We start from the raw sequence: 22,421 nt of genomic DNA, 5'->3' as shown, positions 1-22,421 counted from the left end.
AAAAATCCTTATCCTTTATTTTATCACGTTCCAAGGATTTTCACAAGTTAGAGGAAAATACATAGAGGGCCCGCTATAGTCCAAAAAGTGCTAATATTTTCCTCTTTAATGTTAATTTATATTTGAAAGATGAGATATTTACATTCCCGTTATACATATTGCTATAAAATGTATATTCCCCAATTTCACCCTGACTTGTTTTCCATTTCATTCTTAAACTAGGCATATTCTCTGGTAAATTTGTATGAATCAATAAGCATGTATAATTCTTTAAATTTTTAACTGTATGCAGTTTATTATTTACAATCAAACAATCGTTTCTTGAATCATAGTTTAAAGAATAAAATTCTACTATTTCAATATCAACTTCTTTGGGATAAAAAATCAAATGATTAAAAGGTTTGCTACTTATATTATGCGTAAATTCATGAATATAGTGAAAATTTGTATGTAAATATTTAAACTCGAATGGTTTAATTTCCTTGATCTCAATATTATTGATATAAACCTTATTTTGGAAAGTTATCTTTATAATCACAGCAATAAATGTCGCAATTTGTAAAATTCTTAATAGCCAATCAATATACATTGACCAATCTATGTTAAAAACACAATTAATATTCATCCTTTTTTCAGTTTTCTTTCAAAAATCCTTCCAAATCACGTTCATGCTGATATTTTATAGCCGCCTTTTTGTCTTTTTCAAAAATGGTCTTGGTTAGATCTATGTCGTTGATGGCTGCAATTGCGACAGTGTAGTGAATGATATCAGCCAATTCTTTTGCTAGTTCCTCGTTCGAATCTTGAACTCCTTCTTTTCGACCAGAGCGTCCATTTAAAACCTCAGCAACTTCTCCAACTTCTTCTACTAGCTTAATAAAAAGCCCTTCTTCTGTTCTAGATTGTCGGTAATGGTCAAGTAAATATTCCTCTAGTTGTCTAACTGTTAAATCTCTCATTCTTTCTCCTTGCAAAAAAAGCGAGACATTCGTCCCGCCCTTCTTATTTTTCGTCAATAACGATTCTTACTTTTTTGTCTTCAGTTGGGACAGAGTAGACAATCGTTCTTATCGCAGAAATAGTGCGACCCTTACGACCGATTACACGACCCACATCGCTTTGATCAAGATCCAAATGATATTCCAAAAATTCTGGTGTATCTTCAATCTTGATAGTTAAGGCATCTGGTTGTGAAATCAAGGGTTTCACAATCGCAATAATGAGATTTTCAATCGTATCCATCTGTCAACCTACTTTAAACTTATTTTGAGAATTTAGAATCGTGGAATTTTTTCAATACGCCTTCTTTTGAAAGGATGTTACGTACTGTATCTGAAGGTTGAGCTCCATCAGCCAACCATGCAAGAACGCGGTCTTCTTTCAAAGTTACTTGGTTTTCTGCAACAAGTGGGTTGTAAGTTCCAACTGTTTCGATGAAACGTCCGTCACGTGGTGAACGTGAATCTGCTACGTTGATACGGTAGAAAGGTTTTTTCTTAGAACCCATACGAGTCAAACGGATTTTAACTGCCATTTTTAAAGTCTCTTTTCTTATTTTTTATTTCGGTGAAATAGCTGAGCTATTTAGCACATGTTCTATTATAACAGATTTCTGACAGGTGTCAAGAAAAAAACTTGACAGACTATAAAATTCTTAAACCATTTAGAAATTTGTTAGAAGTAGGAAATATATGTTTGAAAGAAGCTATCCGTGAATACTATTTTATACTCTTCGAAAATCAAAGAGCAAACTAGGAAGCTAGCCGCAGGTTGCTCAAAGCACTGCTTTGAGGTTGTAGATAAGACTGACGAAGTCAGTTACATATATCTACGGCAAGGCAAAGCTGACGTAGTTTGAAGAGATTTTCGAAGAGTATTAGAAAAATTTTATAAAGACCATCAAGTCAAACCCTTCATCTCTCCTGAACGTGATTTGGATGCTTGACTTCTAAATCCCAAGCCCGTTCCCAAACGAAATATCAAGGATTTTAAGAACGATATCTACTAATTAATTTATAAAATATGAATTAATAGATTCTAAATAGGGGAATAATTTAGTTCTGTAAAAATTAACTTCTACACCTATAAGGCTTATTCTGACAGAGTTTATAACAGTCTAAGAAAAAAAGTAGAGATTCATACAATATCCAGATTTTTCAAAAATTCTTTATCATCAAATATTGTTAACGAAACTATCCAAATCAAATCCGATGCATTGCTTCAAAGAATTCTTTAGTTGTTTGACTATCGAGGGCTTTTATTAAAAAAATTTTTCAAATAATTGCCACCTTGGCACATAAATTCTTGCTTTCTAAATTTGAATGTGATATATTTATAACATAAAATTTAAGTGTTATATATTTGTAACACAAAAAAGGAGTCTATCATGAAAAAAAGTCAAAAAATGCGTGGCCTCATTGCAATGATTGCCGTAGCTCTCTTTATTGATTTTATTGTTTTATTTGGTTCTAATCTTAGTTGGGGACCCAAGTTAGTTATTACTGGTATTTCAGTGCAATGTCAAATTGTAGCTATTTGGAGCTGGCTACATATGAAACTATGGTCTCATAAAAGTCAGAAAGGTAAGGGAAAGATTATTTTTGACTTGTCTGCTAAGCTTTACACGATACTTGTGTTGGCAGCAAGCATTTTTTATACAGTAGGAATTTGGGTTGCGACCCCTAGCGTAAGTTCTGGTATTAAAGAATGGATTTTGGGAATTATCCTCGTTATTGAAATGATTGGATTTGGTTTTTTCTCTTTAAAAAATGTCAAGGAAACTCCGGACGAACGCTTTTATGCTAATTTAGCAAAGGCAGCTAGCTTGATGTTTGTTTTTATACTAGGCGCACTGATGATCCTACCAGTTATCATTGGGTATATGGGGTCTCTCACTCTTTACATGGGCCAGATATTTATTAGCATAGCTGCCTTGATTTGCATCTTTGCGGTTGTCTATTTTATCTTGGAACGTAGAGGATAAGCATGGCCAAAGAAAGCAAGATTATTACTAATCTCAAATCTGTTCGTGAGTCGACAGGTATGACCCAGCAGGAGTTAGCCGACCGCATCGGCATGCGACGCGAGACAATTCTGCACTTGGAAAATAATCGTTACAATCCTTCTCTGGAGATGGCTCTTAAAATTGCTCAAGTTTTTAATCTAAAAGTAGAAGACCTCTTTGAACTCAGACAGAAAGAGGAAGCATAATTCTTTTCGAGACCTAGTATTAAGTTCATTGATTAATTAGGAATTAAGCCGAAAGAAAAAATCCTTTGAAAATATGCTCTTTTAAAATATAGTAATTCTTTCGAATTAACGTTTACTAATTGTGATGCTTTACGAGCTTTCTTAATACCTGGTTTCCTAAATACTTCGAGTAGACTTATGATATTGATTCCCCTAAACAAGCGACTTTCTTGTTGGCTTCCTCTAAAACTACCTTGTCACTAACATTTGAAATCCACTTCCTTTTAGGGTACAATGGTAGAAATGAATTTTTGAGAGGAACAGAATGAAAAAACTAGCAACCCTTCTTTTACTATCCACTGTAGCTCTAGCTGGGTGTAGCAGCATCCAACGTAGTCTGCGTGGTAATGACTATGTTGATTCCAGTCTGGCTGCTGAAGAAAGTTCTAAAGTAGCTGCCCAATCTGCCAAGGAGTTAAACGATGCTTTAACAAACGAAAACGCCAATTTCCCACAACTATCTAAGGAAGTTGCTGAGGACGAGGCTGAAGTGATTCTACACACAAGTCAAGGAGATATCCGTATCAAACTCTTTCCAAAGCTAGCCCCTCTTGCGGTTGAAAATTTCCTAACTCACGCTAAGGAAGGCTATTACAATGGCGTTACCTTCCACCGAGTGATTGATGGCTTTATGGTTCAGACTGGTGATCCAAAAGGAGACGGTACAGGTGGCGAATCCATCTGGCACGATAAGGACAAGACTAAAGACCATGGAACTGGTTTCAAAAACGAGATTACTCCTTATCTCTATAACATCCGTGGTGCTCTTTCTATGGCTAATACCGGTCAACCAAACACCAATGGCAGCCAATTCTTCATCAACCAAAACTCTACAGATACCTCTGCTAAACTCCCTACAAGCAAGTATCCAAAGAAAATCATCGAAGCCTATAAAGAAGGAGGAAACCCTAGTCTAGATGGCAAACACCCTGTCTTTGGCCAAGTGATTGACGGTATGGATATTGTAGATAAGATTGCTAAAGCCGAAAAAGATGAGAAAGATAAACCAACGACTGCTATTACTATCGACAGCATCGAAGTGGTGAAAGACTATGATTTTAAATCATAAAAACCAAAAAAATACAGTATCCACATTCGGTACTGTATTTCTTTTACTCTCATTCTTAAGTTAAATTATTAAAATCCCAGATTTGGTCCATCCAGCCTTCATAGAAGTCTGGTTCGTGACAGACCATAAGGATAGACCCCTTGTATTCTTTGAGAGCGCGTTTGAGTTCATCCTTGGCATCCACATCCAAATGGTTGGTCGGCTCATCCAACACTAAAACGTTGTTTTCACGATTCATCAAGAGACAGAAACGAACCTTGGCTTGTTCCCCACCTGACAAGACCTGAATTTGGCTTTCAATATGCTTGGTTGTCAAACCACAACGAGCAAGGGCTGCACGAACTTCTGCTTGGTTAAGAGCTGGAAAGGCATTCCAGACAGCTTCAAGAGGAGTTTGGCGATTACCGCCTTCTACTTCCTGTTCAAAATAACCGAGTTCTAGGTAGTCACCACGTTCCACTTCCCCAGCAATAGGTGGGATAATTCCCAAGAGACTCTTCAAGAGAGTTGTTTTCCCGATACCATTTGCCCCGATAATAGCAACCTTTTGATTACGTTCAAAGGTAAGATTTAAAGGCTTGGTCAGAGGACGATCATAACCAATTTGCAAATCCTTGGCTTGGAAGATAAAGCGCCCTGGCGTACGAGCTGGTTTGAAATCAAAGGATGGTTTTGGTTTCTCACTTTGCAGTTCGATAATATCCATCTTATCCAATTTCTTCTGACGAGACATGGCCATGTTTCGTGTTGCAACACGCGCTTTGTTTCGTGCGACAAAATCTTTAAGGTCTGCAATTTCTTTCTGCTGACGTTCGTAGGCAGCCTCTAGCTGAGATTTCTTCATAGCATAGACTTCTTGGAACTGGTAGTAGTCACCAGAGTAACGCGTCAGCTGTTGATTCTCCACATGGTAGACAATATTGATAACATCATTTAGGAATGGAATATCGTGTGAAATAAGAACAAAGGCATTCTCATAGTTTTGGAGATAGCGCTTGAGCCAGTCAATATGCTCAGCATCCAAGTAGTTGGTCGGCTCGTCCAAAAGCAAGATATCGGGCTTTTCAAGGAGGAGTTTTGCCAAAAGCACCTTGGTTCTTTGTCCACCTGACAAAGAGGTTACATCTGTATCCATGCCAAAGTCCATAACACCAAGGGCACGCGCCACTTCATCAATCTTAGCATCCAAGGTATAGAAATCACGACTCTCCAGACGGTCTTGGAGTTCTCCCACTTCTTCCATGAGAGCATCAACATCCGCTCCATCTTCAGCCATTTCCATATAAAGGTCATTGATTCGGACTTCTGCTTTAAACAGCTCATCAAAAGCTGTACGGAGAACATCACGCACCGACTGCCCTTCAGCAAGGACGGAGTGCTGATCCAAGTAACCAGCGGTTACATATTTGGACCACTCAACCTTCCCTTCATCTGGCAGCATTTTACCAGTCACGATGCTCATAAAGGTTGATTTCCCTTCACCATTAGCACCGACCAGACCGATATGTTCCCCCTTTAGGAGACGGAAGGACACATCTTCAAAAATTGCACGGTCACCAAAACCGTGACTCAGATTTTTAACTTCTAAAATACTCATTTTAATTCCTTATCTTGTTTTTATGTAATCGTTTATAAAGGAGCCAAGCCAGATAGCCACCCAAGGTATTGGTCCACAAATCATCAATTTCAAAGACGCGATTAAAATCAAAGAAAAAGTCCAAGACTAACTGCGTACACTCAATTCCAAGACTCAATAGAAAACTGAAAAAATCACTTTTCTTGTTTTCCGCAAGTTTGGATGGAGATAAAGGAGTTGAAACACCAAAGGAAAAAGTAAGAAGACATTGAGGATATTTTGTAGAAAAAGCCAACATAATTGTCCAATGTCATTCACTTCACCTAGTTTCCAGAAAGAATTGAAAGGAGTCAAAAGAAAAACCAGGCGTCCAAGATGCTGAATACCTGGAGTTTCCACCCCCACGGGAGAATGTTCTTGAGGAGTAAAGCAAAAGTAAACGATACAAATACTATAGAAAATGACTCCCCAGACCAAAACATGATTATAAGTCTTCTTCATCATTAAGGATTGACTGCTGCGACTGCTTTCTGGCGGTCACGTTTCATTGTATTAGAACGCAATTGTCCACAAGCTGCATCAATATCTGTACCATGCTCTTGACGAACCACACAGTTGACCCCTTTTTTCTTAAGCGTATCATAGAAAGCCAACACGCGCTCTTTGGGACTACGGCTATATTGGTCATGCTCACTAACCGGGTTATAAGGAATCAAGTTTACATAAGACAATTTCTTGATGTTCTTGAGCAATTCAGCCAATTCCAAGGCTTGTTCTACACCATCATTGACTTCATTGAGCATGATATACTCAAAGGTCACACGACGATTGGTTGTTTCGATATAGTACTCAATAGCAGCAAAGAGTTTTTCAATCGGAAAGGCACGGTTAATCTTCATGATACTTGAGCGTAATTCATTATTGGGTGCGTGAAGGGAAACGGCAAGATTGACCTGAACTCCTTCATTAGCAAAATCACGAATTTTATGGGCCAAACCTGAGGTTGAAACCGTAATGTGACGAGCACCGATAGCCATTCCCTTGTCATCGTTGATAGTACGGATGAAATTCAAGACATTGTTATAGTTATCAAAGGGCTCACCGATTCCCATGACAACGATATGGCTGACGCGTTCATCCTGACCACGCTCATCAAAGTATTTCTGAACCAACATGATCTGCGCTACGATTTCACCGTTATTGAGGTCACGTTGTTTTTTAATCAAACCAGAAGCACAGAAGGTACAACCGATATTACAGCCGACCTGAGTGGTCACACAGACTGACAAACCATAGTGTTGACGCATAAGTACTGTCTCAATCAACATACCATCAGGCAACTCAAAAAGATATTTAACTGTCCCATCAGCAGACTCTTGAACGATACGTTGTTTCAAGGGATTGACCACAAACTGGTCATTAAGCTTAGCAATCAAATCCTTGGAAAGGTTAGTCATTTCTTCAAATGACTGGACACGTTTACGGTAGAGCCATTCCCAAATTTGGTCTGCACGGAATTTCTTTTCTCCCTGCTCCAAAACCCATTCCTGCATGGTTTGACGTGTTAAACTATAAATTGACGGTTTCATTTCTTCTCCTTATTCTCTACTCACTTCTGACGAATGACAAAATGACGTTGTCCCTTGTCCTCTTTCTGAGAATGCTGGTCTTTCTGACGACGTCTATTTTTCTTATCTGCATTCGATTTTCGTTTATTTTGAGCCGGTTTCTTTCCTTTTCTAGAAGGCTGTTCTTCTTCCTTCTTACGCATTTTCTTGTCAAATGATGCGCGCTTAGGGGCTTCATTTTCTAGGACAAAATAGGCACAACCATAACTACAATACTCTAAAAGATAGTCTTGTAAACGACTGATTTTTTCAAGTTTTTCTTCTGTTCGATCATCCTTATAAAAACCTCGTAGGCGAAGCTGTTCATTACTCCAGTCCCCCACGATATAATCAAACTTGGTTAAGACTTCTGAAAAACGCTGATTAAAAGCCGTCACATCAAAGGCATCCTTGATATTTTCCACCAAGGAAAAAGCTATCCCTTCCGTTTCAACCTTGTCCCCGTGTAAATGGAACTCAGGTCCAGGAAACTTGTTATAGTTGTATAATTCAGGTGCAATTTCTTTTCGCATAGATATCCTTTTTTCACGATTACTTAATACTTTATTCTACCATAATTTCTAGCAGTTAGCACGTTTCTCATAAAAATGAAAAAAGTCTGACGATTTTGTCAGACCAAAATAATATAACCTTAAAAAGAGAAGAACAATTCTTCCCTCCAACTATCATTATTTAGCAGCTGCGTACAATTCATCTACTTTGTTCCAGTTGATTACTGAGAAGAAAGCTTTGATGTAGTCAGGACGCACGTTGCGGTATTTTACGTAGTAAGCATGTTCCCAAACGTCCAAGCCCAAGATTGGTTTTTTGCCTTCTGAGATTGGTGTGTCTTGGTTTGCTGTTGAAGTCACTTCAAGCTTCCCTTCTTTGTTGACAACCAACCATGCCCATCCTGAACCGAAACGAGTTGTTGCGGCTGCAGTGAAGGCTGCTTGGAATTCTTCAAATGAACCAAATGTTGCATCGATTGCTGCTGCAAGTTCTGCTGATGGAGCTGTTTTCTCAGGAGTCATCAATTCCCAGAAAAGAGCGTGGTTCAAGTGTCCACCACCATTGTTGATAAGTGCTTGACGGATATCAGCTGGAATAGATTCTACATCAGCAAGCAAGGCTTCAAGATCTTCACCGATTTCAGGGTGTTTTTCAAGAGCTGCATTGGCATTGTTGACATAAGTTTGATGGTGTTTGTCATGGTGCAAGTGCATTGTTTCCGCATCGATGTATGGTTCCAAAGCGTCGTATGCATATGGAAGATCTGGTAAGATAATAGCCATCTGTAATACCTCTTTTTCTTTCTATATGAAAATGATAACGCAAACATTCACTTTTTTCAAGTTTTTTGCTTATAGATAAGGAAATCACTGAGATACTTTCTAATAATACAATTCGAAAATCTCTTCAAACCGCGTCAACGTCGCCTTGCCGTACGTATGATTACTGACTTCGTCAGTTCTATCCACAACCTCAAAACAGTGTTTTGAGCTGACTTCGTCAGTCTTATCTACAACCTCAAAGCAGTGCTTTGAGCAACCTGCGGCTAGTTTCCTAGTTTGCTCTTTGATTTTCATTGAGTATAAAATAAGCAAATCAGCAAGAAACCCACGACAAAATAATATTGACGCGGGTTGTAGTTTCAAAAAAATGTCAATTGACCTGACTAGCAATCTGTAAGAGTGCCTTTTCAAAAAGGAAACTCTTTTCATAAAGACCTGTTTTAATCTGATAGTCTGTCTCAATCAAATAAGAAATAGCTTGCTTCAAAAAGCTCAAGGAAAGTCCTCGCGCATCTCTCAGCGCAAACTTAATCTGATAGGGATTGGGATTGCGTCCGAGAAAACTACCTAAACTACTTGCAATCTGCGATTCTGTTTGCCCAGACTCCGCCAAAATTTTCACCTGAGTAAAAGTCCGAAATTGTCCCAGCATGACTGCAATCAACTTGATTTCATCTTCTCCTTGCAAGGTCAAGTCTCTAACCAAATCGCGCGCCTGGTCCATCTTTTTAGTCAGAATAAACTGAGTTAAATCAAAAATATTGTCCTGCAAGGTCTTGGGAATTGCGTTAACAATATCCTCTTCCTCGATAACAGAGTCTTCCTTATAGGACTGTAAAAAGAGCAGATTTTTCTGGATTTCGCTAAATTGAAAACCAGACTTGATGAGGAGATTTTCAAAAGAATGATTGGCAAACTGCAGACCTTGTTTCTGACTCCACTTTTGGAAATACTGACGCAATTCTTGTTCTTTGGCTTCTACTGCATCAAAGACCTTGGCATCACGCTTCAGTAATTTAACCAACCGCCTTTTGCTATCCATTTTTCCTTCTGCAAAGATTAACAACTTGGTTGTTGGTGAAGGATTATCAAGGTATGCCTCAAATGACTTGAGCTCATCATCTGTCAAAAAGCGCTTCTTGGCTGTTGTGATATCGACAAAATGATCCAATATCACGATTTTTTCATCCGCAAAGAAAGGAAGACTGACCAACTCCAGTTCCACATCCTTGTAAACTGCTTCTTTCATATCAAAGTAGGCAAAGTTGAGGTCGGCAGAATCATAACCAATCTGTTTCAACACTTGACTCTTCATCACTTCAAACTGACCCTGGTCTAGCCCTGTAAATAGGCTCAGACTCGGTAAATTTGATAAAGTCAACTTCTGGCTTTCTTCAATAGCTAGCATCTTCTCTCCTTTCTTCTGATTTTTTGGTTCATTTAATCAATATAGTGCAATTTCCCACGGAAATCTTCTAGACTCTCGTACCCTTTTTCCGCCATGATTGCTTTCAGTTCATTGGTAATACGGTCAAAAGCACCGACGCCTTCTTTATGAAGGGTGGTTCCCACCTGTACCATACTGGCACCACAGAGGATGTGTTCAAAGGCATCACGACCAGTCAGAACTCCACCTGTTCCGATGATTTGGATTTGAGGATTGAGACGTTGGTAGAAGGCATGAACATTAGCTAAAGCAGTCGGTTTGATATACTCCCCACCAATGCCCCCAAAACCATTTTTAGGACGAATTACGACCGACTCGTCTTCTATATAAAGGCCGTTTCCGATAGAATTAACACAGTTGACAAACTTGAGTGGGTACTTGTTGAAAATAGCTGCCGCTTGGTCAAAGTGAACAATGTCAAAATATGGTGGCAATTTAATTCCAAGAGGTTTGGTGAAGTAGGCAAACACCTCTGCCAAAATCCGGTCTGTTGTCTCAAAATCATAGGCAATCTGAGGTTTACCTGGAACATTTGGACAGGATAGGTTTAGCTCAGTCAGACCACAAAAATCACTCTCTTGGACTTTTTTCAAGATAGTATGGGTTTCCTCTGGAGACATTCCAACTAGAGATAGGAAGAAAGTTCGGTTTGGCTCTTTTTCCTGCAAGTCCAAAAGATAGTCCAAATAATAGTCTAAGCCCTTATTTGGCAAGCCCATAGAGTTGATAGAACCAAGGGGAACATCTTGATAGCGTGGCTCAGGATTTCCCTGACGAAAGTCCAAGGTCGCTGTCTTGGTCACAAAAGTTCCTGCCGCTGAGTTTTTAACCCCTTCTAACTCCTCTATCGTCATACAAGCCACACCTGCTGCATTCATCAAACAATTGTCAAACTCAAAACCAGCAATTTGTGTTTTCGTTGATACCATGATTCTGATCCTCCAGATTCCTTTTATTGCTAATATTATACCATATTTTCACAATTTCTTTTTGAGAAAGATATTTACAAGAAAAAGGTTCGTATTTTATAAATTAAAGAGAAATCTGGAACTGAATTGATAGAATTTTTAGAAAATTTTTGTTTTTCTCTTTACAGTTAAAAAAATTTCTGCTATAATGACTCATGTAATAAAATATGACAACAAAAGGAGAACGATATGACATCTGCTAAAGAATATATCCAAAGCGTGTTTGAAACTGTAAAAGCTCGTAACGGGCACGAGGCTGAATTCCTCCAAGCTGTTGAAGAATTTTTCAACACTTTGGAACCTGTATTTGAAAAACACCCTGAGTACATTGAAGAAAATATCTTGGCACGTATCACTGAGCCAGAACGCGTGATTTCTTTCCGTGTTCCTTGGGTTGACCGTGATGGAAACATTCAAGTAAACCGTGGTTACCGTGTTCAATTCAACTCAGCTGTTGGGCCATATAAAGGCGGACTTCGTTTCCACCCAACTGTAAACCAAGGGATCTTGAAATTCCTCGGATTCGAACAAATCTTCAAAAATGTCTTGACTGGACTTCCTATCGGTGGAGGTAAAGGTGGATCAGACTTCGATCCTAAAGGTAAAACAGATGCTGAAGTGATGCGCTTCTGCCAAAGCTTCATGACTGAATTGCAAAAACACATCGGACCATCACTTGACGTACCTGCTGGTGATATCGGTGTAGGTGGACGCGAAATTGGTTACCTTTACGGTCAATACAAACGTCTTAACCAATTTGATGCTGGTGTCTTGACTGGTAAACCTCTTGGTTTTGGTGGTAGCTTGATTCGTCCAGAAGCAACTGGTTACGGTTTGGTTTACTACACTGAAGAAATGCTTAAAGCTAACGGCAACAGCTTCGCTGGTAAGAAAGTGGTCATTTCAGGTTCTGGTAACGTTGCTCAATACGCTCTTCAAAAAGCGACTGAACTTGGTGCAACTGTTATCTCTGTATCTGATTCAAATGGTTATGTCATCGATGAAAATGGTATCGACTTCGATCTTTTGGTTGATGTTAAAGAAAAACGTCGCGCTCGTTTGACTGAGTATGCAGCTGAGAAAGCAACTGCTACTTATCATGAAGGTTCTGTATGGACTTACGCTGGAAACTATGACATCGCTCTTCCATGTGCGACTCAAAACGAAATCAACGGTGAAGCAGCTAAACGTTTGGTTGCTCAAGGCGTGATCTGTGTATCTGAAGGTGCCAACATGCCAAGCGACCTTGATGCCATCAAAGTCTACAAAGAAAATGGTATCTTCTACGGACCTGCCAAAGCTGCCAACGCTGGTGGTGTAGCCGTTTCAGCTCTTGAAATGAGCCAAAATAGCCTTCGCCTCTCATGGACTCGTGAAGAAGTTGATGGACGTCTCAAAGACATCATGACAAACATCTTCAATACAGCTAAAACAACTGCTGAAACATACGGTCTTGATAAAGACTACCTTGCAGGAGCTAACATTGCTGCCTTTGAAAATGTAGCAAACGCTATGATTGCCCAAGGTATTGTTTAAGACTCATTTGCTTAATCCTCAATCGCTATGATTGGGGATTTTTAAGTTGAGTTAAACAGTTGGAAAATTACTTACTCGCCCCCTTTTTTGCCCCTTCTTGAACAAAAAGAAAAACCGCTACTCCTAAGAATAGCGGTTTAATCATGTTTTTAAGCTACTAATGTAGTTGCTCTATTATTTAAGAGTAACTGAAGCTCCAGCTTCTTCCAATTTAGCTTTGATTTCTTCAGCTTCTGCAGTTGCAACGCCTTCTTTAACAAGTGCTGGTGCACCGTCAACAAGTTCTTTAGCTTCTTTAAGACCAAGACCTGTGATTTCACGTACAACTTTGATAACGCCAACTTTTTTGTCGCCTGCAGATGTCAATTCAACGTCGAATGAATCTTTAGCAGCACCAGCGTCAGCAGCACCAGCTGCAGCAACAGCTACAGGAGCAGCTGCAGTTACACCAAATTCTTCTTCGATAGCTTTTACAAGGTCGTTCAATTCAAGGATTGAAGCTTCTTTAATTTCAGCAATAATGTTTTCAATGTTCAATGCCATTGTTATTTCCTCCAAATATGTTTTAAATTTATAATAGATTTTCGTAGCTAGGCTACGCTGCGTAGCTTAAGATTAAGCTGCGTCTTCTTTGTTGTCTGCAACCGCTTTGACTGCAAGAGCAACGTTGCGCACTGGCGCTTGAAGTACAGAAAGGAGCATAGAAAGAAGTCCTTCGCGGTTTGGAAGAGTTGCAAGAGCAAGAATCTCTTCTTTAGATGCGACAGCGCCTTCGATTGCACCACCTTTGATTTCAAGTGCTTCAGCGTTTTTAGAAAAGTCGTTCAAGATTTTCGCTGGTGCGATAACATCTTCGTTAGAAAATGCTACTGCAGATGGTCCAACAAATACAGATGCAAGATCTTCAAGACCAGCTTTTTCAGCTGCACGACGCAAGATTGAGTTTTTAATCACTTTATACTCAACTTCGCTTCCACGAAGCTCACGACGAAGAACTGTATCTTGCTCAACTGTCAAACCACGAGCGTCTACAACGACGATAGATGCAGCAGCTTTCATTTTTTCAGCTACTACGTCAACTAGTTCCGCTTTTTTAGCAATAATTGCTTCACTCATTAGTGTGTTCACCTCCGTTATTATTTTGCTTGGGGAATTTTTTCAAAAGAAAAACGCGCCCAAACCTAGACACGAAAGTACAATACGCTTCTTTTTACATGATACGTTTTGTCCTCGGTAGGATCCTTATGAGTCGAGCTCCCCTACTGTCTTAGGCAGTTTTTTCAAACCGTATATAAGTATAGCATAGTCAAAAAAAGAATGCAAGATTTTTACAAACTTTTTTTAAAATTTTTCGTTATTTTTCTTTTAAAGTTCTACTGTTAAGACTTGACCTTGCTTAACTACTTGTTCTCCGGCAATATAGACATCATCTACATCACTGGACTTGACAGCATAGACCAGGTGAGAGAGCATATTTTCTTGGGGTTGAAGATGGATTTTCCCTTGTGGTTGGATGACCAGAAAATCTGCTTGCTTGCCGACTTCCAGACTTCCTATCTGTTCGTCCATTCCAAGAACCTTAGCCCCTTCTATCGTTAGAGCTTTGAGAGCAGTTTCGATAGGAAATTGGCTGGCATCCCCACTTTTCATCTTCTGAAGAAGGGCTGCAGTCCGTCCTTCCTCAAACATGTCTAAATTATTATTAGAAGCAACCGAGTCAGTCGCAATACCGACTGCTACTCCTACTTTTTGCAGTTGGATGATGGGAGCAATCCCTGAAGCCAGTTTGAGGTTACTGATAGGATTGTGGGCAATAGCCACTTGAGAGGTTGTCAAGCGTTCAATTTCTCGTTCGTTTAATTCTACCCCGTGAGCAAAGACAGACGGATGATCTAAGTAACCCAATTCTTCTAGAAAGGCGAGGGGGCGTTTGCCGTATCGTTTCAGGATAATTCCTGACTCCTCCTTGGTCTCCGCCACATGGATATGGAGAGGAATATTTAGCTCTTTTGCCATGTCTAAACTCGCTTGTAGCAAGTCTTGATTACAGCTGTAAGGAGAATGAGGGGCTACCATCACCTTGAAATTTGGATTTTTATATCCAATAATTTCCTCAATGATTGCTCGAGTTTTACTTATCGTCTCAGCAGTTGTTTCTGCCTTTGAAGAAAAGAGGGTCGGTGAAAAATAACAACGCATCTTAGAATCTTTCACTTCCTGATAAATACGTTCAATATCCACACCATTGGGATTATACATATCGTTAAAGGTTGTTGTACCTGACTGGAGCATCTCTGTCAGAGCTTCTTTAACCGCCTTAGTAGTCATGTCGGGAGTAAATCCTGCTTCTGCAGGCCAGATATAGTCATTGAGCCATTCATGGAGATTGCTGTCATCCCGAATTCCTCGCAAGCCAGTCATAGCAGAATGAGTATGACAATTGACCAATCCAGGCATAATCCAGGCTCCCTGATAGTCTATAATCTGCTCAGCTTGCTCTAAAATCTCTGACTTCTCTTGACCAACATAGACGATTTGAGAATCCTTAACTGCTAAGATTCCATCTAGATAAACATGGAAATCTTGATCACAAGTCACGATATTTACATGCTGATAGACTTTCATTCTAGGCTCCTTTTCTATATGACAATTTACAGTGAATAATTTTTCTAGCTATTGTAACAAAAAAGTCACCCGAAGGCAACTTTTTTATCTATAAGAGTTCGAAATTAGAATGACTTATTCAGAGCTAAAAGCTGTAGCTTGCTGCATTTGGTAATACTTGCCCTTTCGAGCTATGAGTTCCTGATGATTGCCATACTCCACGATGTCACCATCCACCAAGACAAGGATTAAATCTGCATCCTGAATGGTTGACAAGCGGTGGGCGATGATAAAACTTGTGCGCCCCTTCATGAGTTTAGCAAAGGCCTCCTGAACTAGCACTTCTGTCCGTGTATCGATGGAAGAGGTTGCTTCGTCTAAGATAAGAATCTTAGGGATAGCTAGAAAGACTCGGGCGATGGTCAAGAGTTGGGCTTGACCGACAGAGAGAGATTCTCCCGCATTTTCCAACTTGGTATCATAGCCTTGAGGTAGCTGTTGGATGAAAAAATCTGCATTGGCTGCTTTTGCAGCAGCAATCACTTGCTCCCGACTGGAATCAGGATTTCCAAAGGCAATATTATCATGAATAGTTCCTTGCTTGAGCCAGGTTTCTTGGAGCACCATGCCAAACTGCTGTCTCAATGACGCTCGGGTATAGTTGTAAATGGAACGACCGTCCAGCAAGATATCTCCTGAGTTAATAGGGTAAAAACGCATGAGGAGATTGATAAGAGTTGATTTTCCAGCACCTGTCGGACCAACAATAGCAACCTTGCTACCAGCTGGAATATCAATAGATAAATCCTTAATCAAAATCTTTTCAGGATGGTAGCCAAAAGAAACCTGTTTAAAGGAAATAGCTCCCTTAACTTGGTCACTAGTCAACTCTTCCTTACCTGTTTCAGCCACCTCAGGACTATCTAAGACTCCATAAACACGTTCTGCACAAGCCAAGGCACTTTGCAACTCAGCTAGCACTGAAGAAATATCATTAAAAGGCTTGGTGTACTGTTGAACATAGTTCAAAAAAGTCACTAAGCGTCCAATGGTCAAGGTAGAGCCTATCATGATACGATAAGCTCCCACTCCAGCTAGAAGGGCATAAATAAGCGCATTGACAAAGCGAGTCGAAGGATTGACCGTTGAAGAATAAAAGATAGCTGACTGTGAATAACCTGCATAGTTGGCATTCGCCTCGTGCAGTCTTTGGATAAAATCTTCTTGAGCATTGAAGGACTGGATAATGGTCTGCTGGCTCAACGATTCTTCAATCAACTGAGTCTGAATTCCCCTAGTCTCTGTTTGCTTTTGGAAGAGATGATAAGATCTCTTGGCAATAAAGCGTGAAATTACCATAGACAGTGGCGTCAACAGCAAGACCAAGAGAGTCATGAGGAGATGAATTTGAAGCATGGCAAGAATACTAACTAAAATCATCAAGACGCCAATGAAAAATTGGTTAAAAATCATGGTCAAGCCAGCTGCCAACTGTTCTATGTCCGTGGTTACACGACTGACCATCTCCCCACTGCCTTGCCGATCGACAAAAGCAATCGATAAACGATGGAGCTTATGGATGATTCGCTCTCGCAAATCTTTAGTATAAGAAAAGATTAGGCGATTATAGAGGAGAGGATTGACCCACTGCACAAGGGTATTTCCTATAACCACCAAGATCATTTGAATGAAAATATGCCAAAAAACTGGTGAAGAATCAACCACTAGGACTTGGTCAATGACCTGTCCGATTAAGATTGGTAGGTAAATCGATAAACCAACCTGGGCAATAGTTCCTAGAAAGGCTAGAAAAAGAAGGAAGGGATGACTTGCTAAATCTTTGGCCAAACGTGTGAATGTTTGATTTGCAGTTTGTCGTCTCATGCTAGTCCTCCTTTCCATGTTGGGATGCATTGATTTCTCGATAGACTTGACTGGATTTCATCAAGTCCTCGTGCTTGCCGATAGCTAGGAGCTCCCCTTTTTCCAAGAGGAGAATCTTGTCTGCCATCTGAAGCGTCGAAGTCCGTTGAGAAATCAAGATTAAACTTGTATTTGGCAGATTTTCTCGAATAGCTTTCAAGAGCTTGGACTCAGTGATAGTGTCCAGTGCTGAGGTCGCATCATCTAGGATGAGAAACGGAGTCTGGCGCAAAACTGCTCGTGCGATGGACAGCCTTTGTTTTTGACCGCCCGAGAAATTTCGTCCTCCTGCTTCAACTAGGGCATCTAAGAGACCTTCCTTATCACTGACAAAATCCTTGGCTTGCGCAATTTCCAAGGCCTGCCATAGTTCTTGGTCAGTTACTTCTTGATGTAAACCTAGAGTCAAGTTGGAACGAATGGTTCCTTTAAAAAGTTCGACCTTTTGAGGAACATAGGCAATCCAAGATCGCCATTGCTCAAGATTACGAGGACTAGATCCATCGCGATAAAGGTCGATGCTCCCCTTGTCTGCTGGATAAAGACCAAGTAGGACTTGCACTAAGCTTGATTTACCAGAACCTGTTCCCCCAATGATACCAAGGATTTGCCCTTGCTTCATATCAAAGGAAATATCTCTCAGAGAAGGCTGGCCCGCATCAGGATAGGTAAAGGTCAGCTCTTGGACTTGTAAAACCTGATCACTGGTAGCTTGCTTTTGTTCTAATTCTGAATGGATGTCTTCTGGAGCTTCGGCAAAGACTTCCTCAATTCGCTTAGCTGAGATATAGGACTGGTTGAGAGAATTTATCAGCATAGCTAGCTTGACCAATTCCACCAAAATCTGTAAGAGATAGTTGATAAGGGCAATGAGAGCACCTTGACTTAGCAATCCTCCTTGAATAGAAATATAGCCTTGCCAGATAATAATAAGGAGGGTTCCATTAACAATCAGATAGGTCAGAGGTGTTAATAAACTAGACCAGAAACCTGTCTTTTCTTGTAATCTAGCATAGACTTGGTTAAGGGTTTGAAAAATTTGTAACTCTCGTTTTTCTTGACCAAAAGCACGAATAACCCGCATCCCTTGTAATTGCTGGCGTGTTCCCTGAACTAGTTGGTCCGTTTTCTTTCTAAGACTACTGTAGAGAGGATTAACCAGTCGAGAAAGGCCTACAATGACGATGGTCAAAATGACAACCATGACCAAGAACCAGAGAGTCAGCTCAGCTGAGATTCGATAAGCCATAAAAATGGCACCAAAAACGATAATGGGCGCTCGCAAAAAGAGACGTAGGAATTGATTGATACCAGTCTGAATCTGGTAGGTATCCGAAGTCAAGCGAGTCACCAAACTAGAAGTTGTCAGACGGTCTCTGCTGTCCTTAGGCAAGGAAAGAATATGGCGATAAAGATCGTTTGTCAATTCCTTAGCAAAACCTACCGCTGCCTTGGCTGAGTAAAACTGGGCTATCAAGGCCACTACAACACCAATTACTGCAAAGATAAGGAGCAAACCAATCTGCATCCAGAGATGACCTTGATTTTTCTGGGGCAAGGATTGGTCAACAATCCCAGCAATCACCATAGGAACTAAGAGATCAAACACAGCTTCAAGTAGCTTGAACAAAGGTGCTAAAATCGATTCCTTAATGTAGGGTTTAGAGTAAGATAATAGGTGTTTCATAAATCCCTTCTATTCGTATTCTGGAAATAAAGAAAGTGGGAAGTGCCCACCCTCTCTGTTTTATTTGTTTAAGTAAGGCAGTAGATAGCCATATCCTGCTTCTTCCATCTCATCTTTGGCCACAAAGCGCAAGGAAGCAGAATTGATACAATAACGGAGGCCACCAAACTCACGCGGTCCATCTGTGAAAACATGGCCCAAGTGAGCATTCCCCGACCGAGAACGAACCTCAATTCGCTCCATTCCATGGCTGAGATCCTTGTAATAGTGAATCAACTCCTTGGAAATCGGACGGCTAAAACTTGGCCATCCACAACCTGAGGCAAACTTATCCTTGGCAAAAAAGAGTGGCTCACCTGTCGTAATATCTACATAAATCCCTTCTTCAAAGGTTTGATCATAGGCATTGGTAAATGGAGCCTCTGTAGCAGCTTCTTGGGTGACACGATAGGACTCTTCAGTTAAGCTTTCCTTTAACACCTCTTGGCTAGGCTTTTCATAGTTAGAGGCATCAATCAATGGCTTCTCAGCATCGGTCACATCGATATGACAGTAACCTGAAGGATTTTTCTTAAGATAGTCTTGGTGGTAATCTTCAGCTAAGATATAGTGGCGAAGTTTCTCCACCTCTACTGCAATCTTTCGACCAAGCATGCGCTCCTGCTCCTGCACCACTGTGTAGATAGCTGGCAGGTCTGCTTCATCCTGGTAATATATACCGGTCCGATACTGACGTCCACGGTCATTCCCTTGTTGATTGACTGATAATGGATCAATAACACGGAAATAATAAAGCAAAATTTCTCTGAGTGACACTGCTTTCTCATCGTAAATCACTTGAACTGTTTCTGCATGGTCTGTTTCCTTGAGCAGCTGGTAATTGGTCGTTTCGACTTGTCCATTAGCATAGCCAACACTGGTTGCTAGCACTCCAGAAATGCGTGAAAAATATTCCTCTAGGCCCCAAAAACAACCACCTGCTAGATAAATTTCTGCCATCTTTATTTCTCCTTTATCAAGTTTTTAACTAATACTCTTCGAAAATCTCTTCAAACCACGTCACCTTACATCTGCAACCTCAAAACACTGTTTTGAGCAGCCTGTGGCTAGCTTCCTAGTTTGCTCTTTGATTTTCATTAAGTATAAACTTCTTTTCAAAAAAAGGATAGGAAGCCCTCTGGTCGAGAGTTTCCCCATCCTATCTTCTATTCTTTATTTTGCTTGGACACGGACACCTTGCGTATCAACTTTCAAGTCATGCAGTTTTCCTTTGAAGGGTTGTTTTTCCAATTCTGCCTTAATCGTTGGCATCTTATCATGAGAAGCCAAGACCATAACTGTCGGTCCAGCGCCAGAGAGGTAGGTTGCATAGGCACCATTCTCTTTGGCTACTTGCTTGATCGTAGCAAATTCTCTCACCAAGTCCTGACGATAGCGCTCGTGGAAAAGGTCTCCCTCGATTGCTTGCCCAGCGGTTACCATGTCTCCTGCCAACAAGGACGCAACCGCCACATTGGCGATAGAACTAGCTGCAACAGCTTCCTTGTAAGACAATTTCTTAGGCAAGACACCACGGCTGTCTCGAGTACGCAATTCATAGTTTGGAATGTAGGCTAGGAAATCACACTCTGGGAAGTCTGCTACGATAGCAGAAACTTGTCCATCAACAGAGCTCGCAACAACGAGATTACCATAAATAGCAGGAGCCACATTGTCAGGATGTCCTTCAATCTTGGTCGCCAACTGCAATTTTTCATGATCAGACAAGTTGAGATTTCCCAGTTGGTTGGCTAGTTCAATCCCAGCAACAATAACAGAACTGGAAGAACCCAAACCACGCGCCAAGGGAACATCACTAGTCATTTTCAAACGTCTTGGTTGTATATCTGGTACAATTTGCAATGCAATTTTGAGCAAGAGATTGCGCTCGTCATGTGGTATCCATTTGCCAATCTGGTGTTCAATCAACCACTCATCTCGTTCTTCACAGACCTCTATTTGAAGATACTTGGTTACAGCTACACCGACCGAGTCAAAACCTGGCCCGATATTGGCACTGGTTGCAGGTACAATAATCTTCATCTTATTCTCCTAGCACCTTGAAGGTATTCAAGAGGTCGAATTCTGAAACCTTCTTCAATTCAGCTGAGACATTTTCAAGCTGGGCTTTATTAATCTTGTGTGTGATGATCACCACACGCGCCTTATCCCCTTCTTTTCCATCTTGGAGGATTTGCTTAAAGGAAATATCTTGGGCATTGAAGATTTCAGCCAACTTCAAGACCTGACCTTTTGAGTCTGGAGCCAAGATTGAGAAGTAGTAGTTTGCTTTAACATCCTCAGGATTTGCCAAGACCAAGTCACGGCTGTATTCGTTGAAGTCTTTGCCAATGGTACCATCATTCAAACGACGAACGATACGGACAATATCTGCTACAACACTTGTTGCAGTTGGTTTTTGACCAGCACCTGGTCCGTAGTACATAGACTCACCAATACCGATAGATTCTACAAAGACAGCGTTCATTACGCCATTCACACTGGCAAGTGGATGCGCTTTAGGAAGGAAGGTTGGAGTCACTTCTGCAGCAATACCTGAAGGAGTTTCCTCGATTGAACCAACCAATTTCACTACATAGCCAAGTTCTTGAGCTACAGCTACGTCTTCTGGTGTGATGTTGCGGATTCCTTTGTGGGCTACATCGTCAAATGCAACCTTCATGCCAAAGGCAAATTGGCTCAAAATAACCATCTTGTAGGCTGCATCAATTCCATCTACGTCATTTGTCGGGTCGCTTTCTGCAAATCCAAGTCTTTGTGCTTCCGCAAGAGCATCATCGTAAGACCAGCCTTCTTCCACCATTTTGGTCATCATGAAGTTAGAAGTTCCGTTGACTACTCCAAGCACGCGCGTGATTTTATCTGAAGCCAAGGAATTTGCCAAGGTACGAAGAATTGGAATCCCACCAGCTACTGCTGCTTCGTAGTATAGTGCTACCTTGTTAGCTTGAGCGATTTCTAACAATTCTGCACCATGGACAGCCAAAAGGTCCTTGTTAGCAGTAACAACGTGTTTGCCAGCTTCCAAGGCACGAGTGATAAAAGTCTTAGCAGGTTCGATACGCCCCATCAATTCCACTACGATCGTAATGTCTTGATCTGATAAAATATCATCTACATTGGTTACAAAGTTAAAGTCATTCCCTGCTGCAAGCAAGCGATTCTTTTCATCTTCATCCTTGACCAACACCTTAGCGACTTCAATCTCTGAATGTGCTGATTGATTGATTTTTTCTCCATTTTCCTTTAGGAGGAAAGGCACACCACTTGCAACGGTACCAAATCCTAGTAAAGCAATTTTAACTGTCATGTTTGTCTCCTCGAAATTTTCTAATATAGCCATTATAACAGAATTTTGTGAAAATTCCTATCATAGTAAATCACTATTTCAGTATAAAAA

General features: G+C 40.5%; 23 protein-coding genes, 1 pseudogene and 1 other annotated feature. Of the genes and pseudogenes, 4 read left to right on the top strand and 20 right to left on the bottom strand.

Going from position 1 to position 22,421, the window contains the following annotated elements; translation table 11 throughout:
- Positions 1–73: 73 nt before the first annotated feature.
- From SK637_RS03735 to rpsP, 4 genes are read right to left on the bottom strand one after another with little or no spacing between them, the layout of a single operon-like run.
- Positions 74–625, bottom strand: coding sequence for a hypothetical protein (locus SK637_RS03735; protein WP_033688582.1), 552 nt, complete (start codon positions 623–625; stop codon positions 74–76).
- Between the two features lie 7 nt (positions 626–632).
- The gene (locus tag SK637_RS03730) at positions 633–959 is read right to left on the bottom strand and encodes a MazG nucleotide pyrophosphohydrolase domain-containing protein (protein WP_033688581.1); all 327 of its coding nucleotides are present in this window, start codon (positions 957–959) and stop codon (positions 633–635) included.
- A 43-nt stretch (positions 960–1,002) separates the two neighbouring features.
- On the bottom strand, positions 1,003–1,242 hold the full coding sequence (gene kphA / locus SK637_RS03725) for an RNA-binding protein KphA (RefSeq protein WP_000379617.1): 240 nt from the start codon (positions 1,240–1,242) through the stop codon (positions 1,003–1,005).
- A gap of 19 nt (positions 1,243–1,261) precedes the next feature.
- On the bottom strand, positions 1,262–1,534 hold the full coding sequence (rpsP, locus tag SK637_RS03720) for a 30S ribosomal protein S16 (protein WP_000268760.1): 273 nt from the start codon (positions 1,532–1,534) through the stop codon (positions 1,262–1,264).
- A gap of 852 nt (positions 1,535–2,386) precedes the next feature.
- Between rpsP and SK637_RS03710 the strand changes: the two genes are divergently transcribed.
- The 3 genes from SK637_RS03710 to SK637_RS03700 all read left to right on the top strand — a co-directional run bounded on the left by SK637_RS03710 (position 2,387) and on the right by SK637_RS03700 (position 4,318).
- A complete protein-coding gene (locus SK637_RS03710) occupies positions 2,387–2,983 on the top strand; it encodes a membrane protein (RefSeq protein ID WP_033688580.1) in 597 nt (198 codons plus the stop codon).
- A gap of 2 nt (positions 2,984–2,985) precedes the next feature.
- Positions 2,986–3,210 carry a helix-turn-helix transcriptional regulator gene (locus SK637_RS03705; RefSeq protein ID WP_001041099.1) on the top strand — a complete coding sequence of 75 codons (225 nt, stop codon included), beginning with the start codon at positions 2,986–2,988 and terminating at the stop codon, positions 3,208–3,210.
- 304 nt (positions 3,211–3,514) lie between these two features.
- Positions 3,515–4,318, top strand: coding sequence for a peptidylprolyl isomerase (locus tag SK637_RS03700; protein ID WP_033688579.1), 804 nt, complete (start codon positions 3,515–3,517; stop codon positions 4,316–4,318).
- A 55-nt stretch (positions 4,319–4,373) separates the two neighbouring features.
- Here the strand turns inward: SK637_RS03700 and SK637_RS03695 are convergent, their stop codons facing one another.
- The 8 genes and pseudogenes from SK637_RS03695 to SK637_RS03660 all read right to left on the bottom strand — a co-directional run bounded on the left by SK637_RS03695 (position 4,374) and on the right by SK637_RS03660 (position 11,172).
- Entirely contained in the window at positions 4,374–5,915 is a 1,542-nt protein-coding gene (locus SK637_RS03695; protein WP_000025383.1) for an ABC-F family ATP-binding cassette domain-containing protein, read from the bottom strand.
- Between the two features lies 1 nt (position 5,916).
- A pseudogene (locus SK637_RS10355) lies at positions 5,917–6,395 on the bottom strand (VanZ family protein).
- A gap of 2 nt (positions 6,396–6,397) precedes the next feature.
- Positions 6,398–7,483 carry a dual-specificity RNA methyltransferase RlmN gene (rlmN, locus tag SK637_RS03685; RefSeq protein WP_000804758.1) on the bottom strand — a complete coding sequence of 362 codons (1,086 nt, stop codon included), beginning with the start codon at positions 7,481–7,483 and terminating at the stop codon, positions 6,398–6,400.
- A 20-nt stretch (positions 7,484–7,503) separates the two neighbouring features.
- Positions 7,504–8,034, bottom strand: coding sequence for a YutD family protein (locus SK637_RS03680; protein WP_033688578.1), 531 nt, complete (start codon positions 8,032–8,034; stop codon positions 7,504–7,506).
- Between the two features lie 156 nt (positions 8,035–8,190).
- Positions 8,191–8,796, bottom strand: a complete 606-nt coding sequence (gene sodA, locus SK637_RS03675; protein ID WP_000974733.1) for a superoxide dismutase SodA — start codon at positions 8,794–8,796, stop codon at positions 8,191–8,193.
- 99 nt (positions 8,797–8,895) lie between these two features.
- The gene (locus tag SK637_RS10090) at positions 8,896–9,090 is read right to left on the bottom strand and encodes a hypothetical protein (protein ID WP_033688687.1); all 195 of its coding nucleotides are present in this window, start codon (positions 9,088–9,090) and stop codon (positions 8,896–8,898) included.
- A gap of 76 nt (positions 9,091–9,166) precedes the next feature.
- Positions 9,167–10,204, bottom strand: coding sequence for a DNA polymerase III subunit delta (gene holA / locus SK637_RS03665; RefSeq protein WP_033688576.1), 1,038 nt, complete (start codon positions 10,202–10,204; stop codon positions 9,167–9,169).
- Between the two features lie 32 nt (positions 10,205–10,236).
- Positions 10,237–11,172, bottom strand: a complete 936-nt coding sequence (locus SK637_RS03660) for a dihydroorotate oxidase (RefSeq protein ID WP_033688574.1) — start codon at positions 11,170–11,172, stop codon at positions 10,237–10,239.
- A 228-nt stretch (positions 11,173–11,400) separates the two neighbouring features.
- Between SK637_RS03660 and gdhA the strand changes: the two genes are divergently transcribed.
- Positions 11,401–12,747 carry an NADP-specific glutamate dehydrogenase gene (gdhA, locus tag SK637_RS03655; protein ID WP_033688572.1) on the top strand — a complete coding sequence of 449 codons (1,347 nt, stop codon included), beginning with the start codon at positions 11,401–11,403 and terminating at the stop codon, positions 12,745–12,747.
- Between the two features lie 174 nt (positions 12,748–12,921).
- Here gdhA and rplL read toward each other — a convergent pair whose 3' ends face one another.
- The 8 genes from rplL to SK637_RS03610 form a co-directional block, all read right to left on the bottom strand.
- The gene (gene rplL / locus SK637_RS03650) at positions 12,922–13,290 is read right to left on the bottom strand and encodes a 50S ribosomal protein L7/L12 (RefSeq protein ID WP_001196965.1); all 369 of its coding nucleotides are present in this window, start codon (positions 13,288–13,290) and stop codon (positions 12,922–12,924) included.
- A gap of 72 nt (positions 13,291–13,362) precedes the next feature.
- On the bottom strand, positions 13,363–13,863 hold the full coding sequence (gene rplJ, locus SK637_RS03645) for a 50S ribosomal protein L10 (RefSeq protein ID WP_001287277.1): 501 nt from the start codon (positions 13,861–13,863) through the stop codon (positions 13,363–13,365).
- A 38-nt stretch (positions 13,864–13,901) separates the two neighbouring features.
- Positions 13,902–14,037 (bottom strand) — a sequence feature (ribosomal protein L10 leader region).
- Positions 14,038–14,112: 75 nt separating this feature from the next.
- The gene (locus SK637_RS03635) at positions 14,113–15,372 is read right to left on the bottom strand and encodes a TRZ/ATZ family protein (RefSeq protein ID WP_033688570.1); all 1,260 of its coding nucleotides are present in this window, start codon (positions 15,370–15,372) and stop codon (positions 14,113–14,115) included.
- Between the two features lie 114 nt (positions 15,373–15,486).
- On the bottom strand, positions 15,487–17,235 hold the full coding sequence (locus tag SK637_RS03630) for an ABC transporter ATP-binding protein (RefSeq protein ID WP_033688569.1): 1,749 nt from the start codon (positions 17,233–17,235) through the stop codon (positions 15,487–15,489).
- 1 nt (position 17,236) lies between these two features.
- Positions 17,237–18,961, bottom strand: a complete 1,725-nt coding sequence (locus SK637_RS03625) for an ABC transporter ATP-binding protein (RefSeq protein ID WP_033688566.1) — start codon at positions 18,959–18,961, stop codon at positions 17,237–17,239.
- A 60-nt stretch (positions 18,962–19,021) separates the two neighbouring features.
- Positions 19,022–19,960, bottom strand: coding sequence for a peptide-methionine (R)-S-oxide reductase MsrB (gene msrB / locus SK637_RS03620; RefSeq protein WP_033688564.1), 939 nt, complete (start codon positions 19,958–19,960; stop codon positions 19,022–19,024).
- Between the two features lie 213 nt (positions 19,961–20,173).
- Positions 20,174–21,043: a homoserine kinase gene (gene thrB / locus SK637_RS03615; protein WP_033688562.1), complete on the bottom strand. Its 870-nt coding sequence runs from the start codon at positions 21,041–21,043 to the stop codon at positions 20,174–20,176.
- A gap of 1 nt (position 21,044) precedes the next feature.
- Complete coding sequence (locus tag SK637_RS03610) at positions 21,045–22,331, bottom strand: homoserine dehydrogenase (RefSeq protein ID WP_033688560.1); 1,287 nt, start codon at positions 22,329–22,331, stop codon at positions 21,045–21,047.
- Positions 22,332–22,421: the final 90 nt, after the last annotated feature.

The sequence above is a fragment of the Streptococcus mitis genome (assembly GCF_000722765.2).
Classification (GTDB): Bacteria; Bacillota; Bacilli; order Lactobacillales; family Streptococcaceae; genus Streptococcus; species Streptococcus mitis_AQ.
The sequence above is the reverse complement of the archived record's forward strand: the minus strand, read 5'-3'. Positions and strand labels throughout refer to the sequence as shown.

What these genes read in the sequence shown, in the direction of transcription:
- SK637_RS03735 (WP_033688582.1), bottom strand. Translation starts at nt 625, where the DNA reads ATGAATATTAATTGTGTTTTTAACATAGATTGGTCAATGTATATTGAT.
- SK637_RS03730 (WP_033688581.1), bottom strand. Translation starts at nt 959, where the DNA reads ATGAGAGATTTAACAGTTAGACAACTAGAGGAATATTTACTTGACCAT.
- kphA (WP_000379617.1), bottom strand. Translation starts at nt 1,242, where the DNA reads ATGGATACGATTGAAAATCTCATTATTGCGATTGTGAAACCCTTGATT.
- rpsP (WP_000268760.1), bottom strand. Translation starts at nt 1,534, where the DNA reads ATGGCAGTTAAAATCCGTTTGACTCGTATGGGTTCTAAGAAAAAACCT.
- SK637_RS03710 (WP_033688580.1), top strand. Translation starts at nt 2,387, where the DNA reads ATGAAAAAAAGTCAAAAAATGCGTGGCCTCATTGCAATGATTGCCGTA.
- SK637_RS03705 (WP_001041099.1), top strand. Translation starts at nt 2,986, where the DNA reads ATGGCCAAAGAAAGCAAGATTATTACTAATCTCAAATCTGTTCGTGAG.
- SK637_RS03700 (WP_033688579.1), top strand. Translation starts at nt 3,515, where the DNA reads ATGAAAAAACTAGCAACCCTTCTTTTACTATCCACTGTAGCTCTAGCT.
- SK637_RS03695 (WP_000025383.1), bottom strand. Translation starts at nt 5,915, where the DNA reads ATGAGTATTTTAGAAGTTAAAAATCTGAGTCACGGTTTTGGTGACCGT.
- rlmN (WP_000804758.1), bottom strand. Translation starts at nt 7,483, where the DNA reads ATGAAACCGTCAATTTATAGTTTAACACGTCAAACCATGCAGGAATGG.
- SK637_RS03680 (WP_033688578.1), bottom strand. Translation starts at nt 8,034, where the DNA reads ATGCGAAAAGAAATTGCACCTGAATTATACAACTATAACAAGTTTCCT.
- sodA (WP_000974733.1), bottom strand. Translation starts at nt 8,796, where the DNA reads ATGGCTATTATCTTACCAGATCTTCCATATGCATACGACGCTTTGGAA.
- SK637_RS10090 (WP_033688687.1), bottom strand. Translation starts at nt 9,090, where the DNA reads ATGAAAATCAAAGAGCAAACTAGGAAACTAGCCGCAGGTTGCTCAAAG.
- holA (WP_033688576.1), bottom strand. Translation starts at nt 10,204, where the DNA reads ATGCTAGCTATTGAAGAAAGCCAGAAGTTGACTTTATCAAATTTACCG.
- SK637_RS03660 (WP_033688574.1), bottom strand. Translation starts at nt 11,172, where the DNA reads ATGGTATCAACGAAAACACAAATTGCTGGTTTTGAGTTTGACAATTGT.
- gdhA (WP_033688572.1), top strand. Translation starts at nt 11,401, where the DNA reads ATGACATCTGCTAAAGAATATATCCAAAGCGTGTTTGAAACTGTAAAA.
- rplL (WP_001196965.1), bottom strand. Translation starts at nt 13,290, where the DNA reads ATGGCATTGAACATTGAAAACATTATTGCTGAAATTAAAGAAGCTTCA.
- rplJ (WP_001287277.1), bottom strand. Translation starts at nt 13,863, where the DNA reads ATGAGTGAAGCAATTATTGCTAAAAAAGCGGAACTAGTTGACGTAGTA.
- SK637_RS03635 (WP_033688570.1), bottom strand. Translation starts at nt 15,372, where the DNA reads ATGAAAGTCTATCAGCATGTAAATATCGTGACTTGTGATCAAGATTTC.
- SK637_RS03630 (WP_033688569.1), bottom strand. Translation starts at nt 17,235, where the DNA reads ATGAGACGACAAACTGCAAATCAAACATTCACACGTTTGGCCAAAGAT.
- SK637_RS03625 (WP_033688566.1), bottom strand. Translation starts at nt 18,961, where the DNA reads ATGAAACACCTATTATCTTACTCTAAACCCTACATTAAGGAATCGATT.
- msrB (WP_033688564.1), bottom strand. Translation starts at nt 19,960, where the DNA reads ATGGCAGAAATTTATCTAGCAGGTGGTTGTTTTTGGGGCCTAGAGGAA.
- thrB (WP_033688562.1), bottom strand. Translation starts at nt 21,043, where the DNA reads ATGAAGATTATTGTACCTGCAACCAGTGCCAATATCGGGCCAGGTTTT.
- SK637_RS03610 (WP_033688560.1), bottom strand. Translation starts at nt 22,331, where the DNA reads ATGACAGTTAAAATTGCTTTACTAGGATTTGGTACCGTTGCAAGTGGT.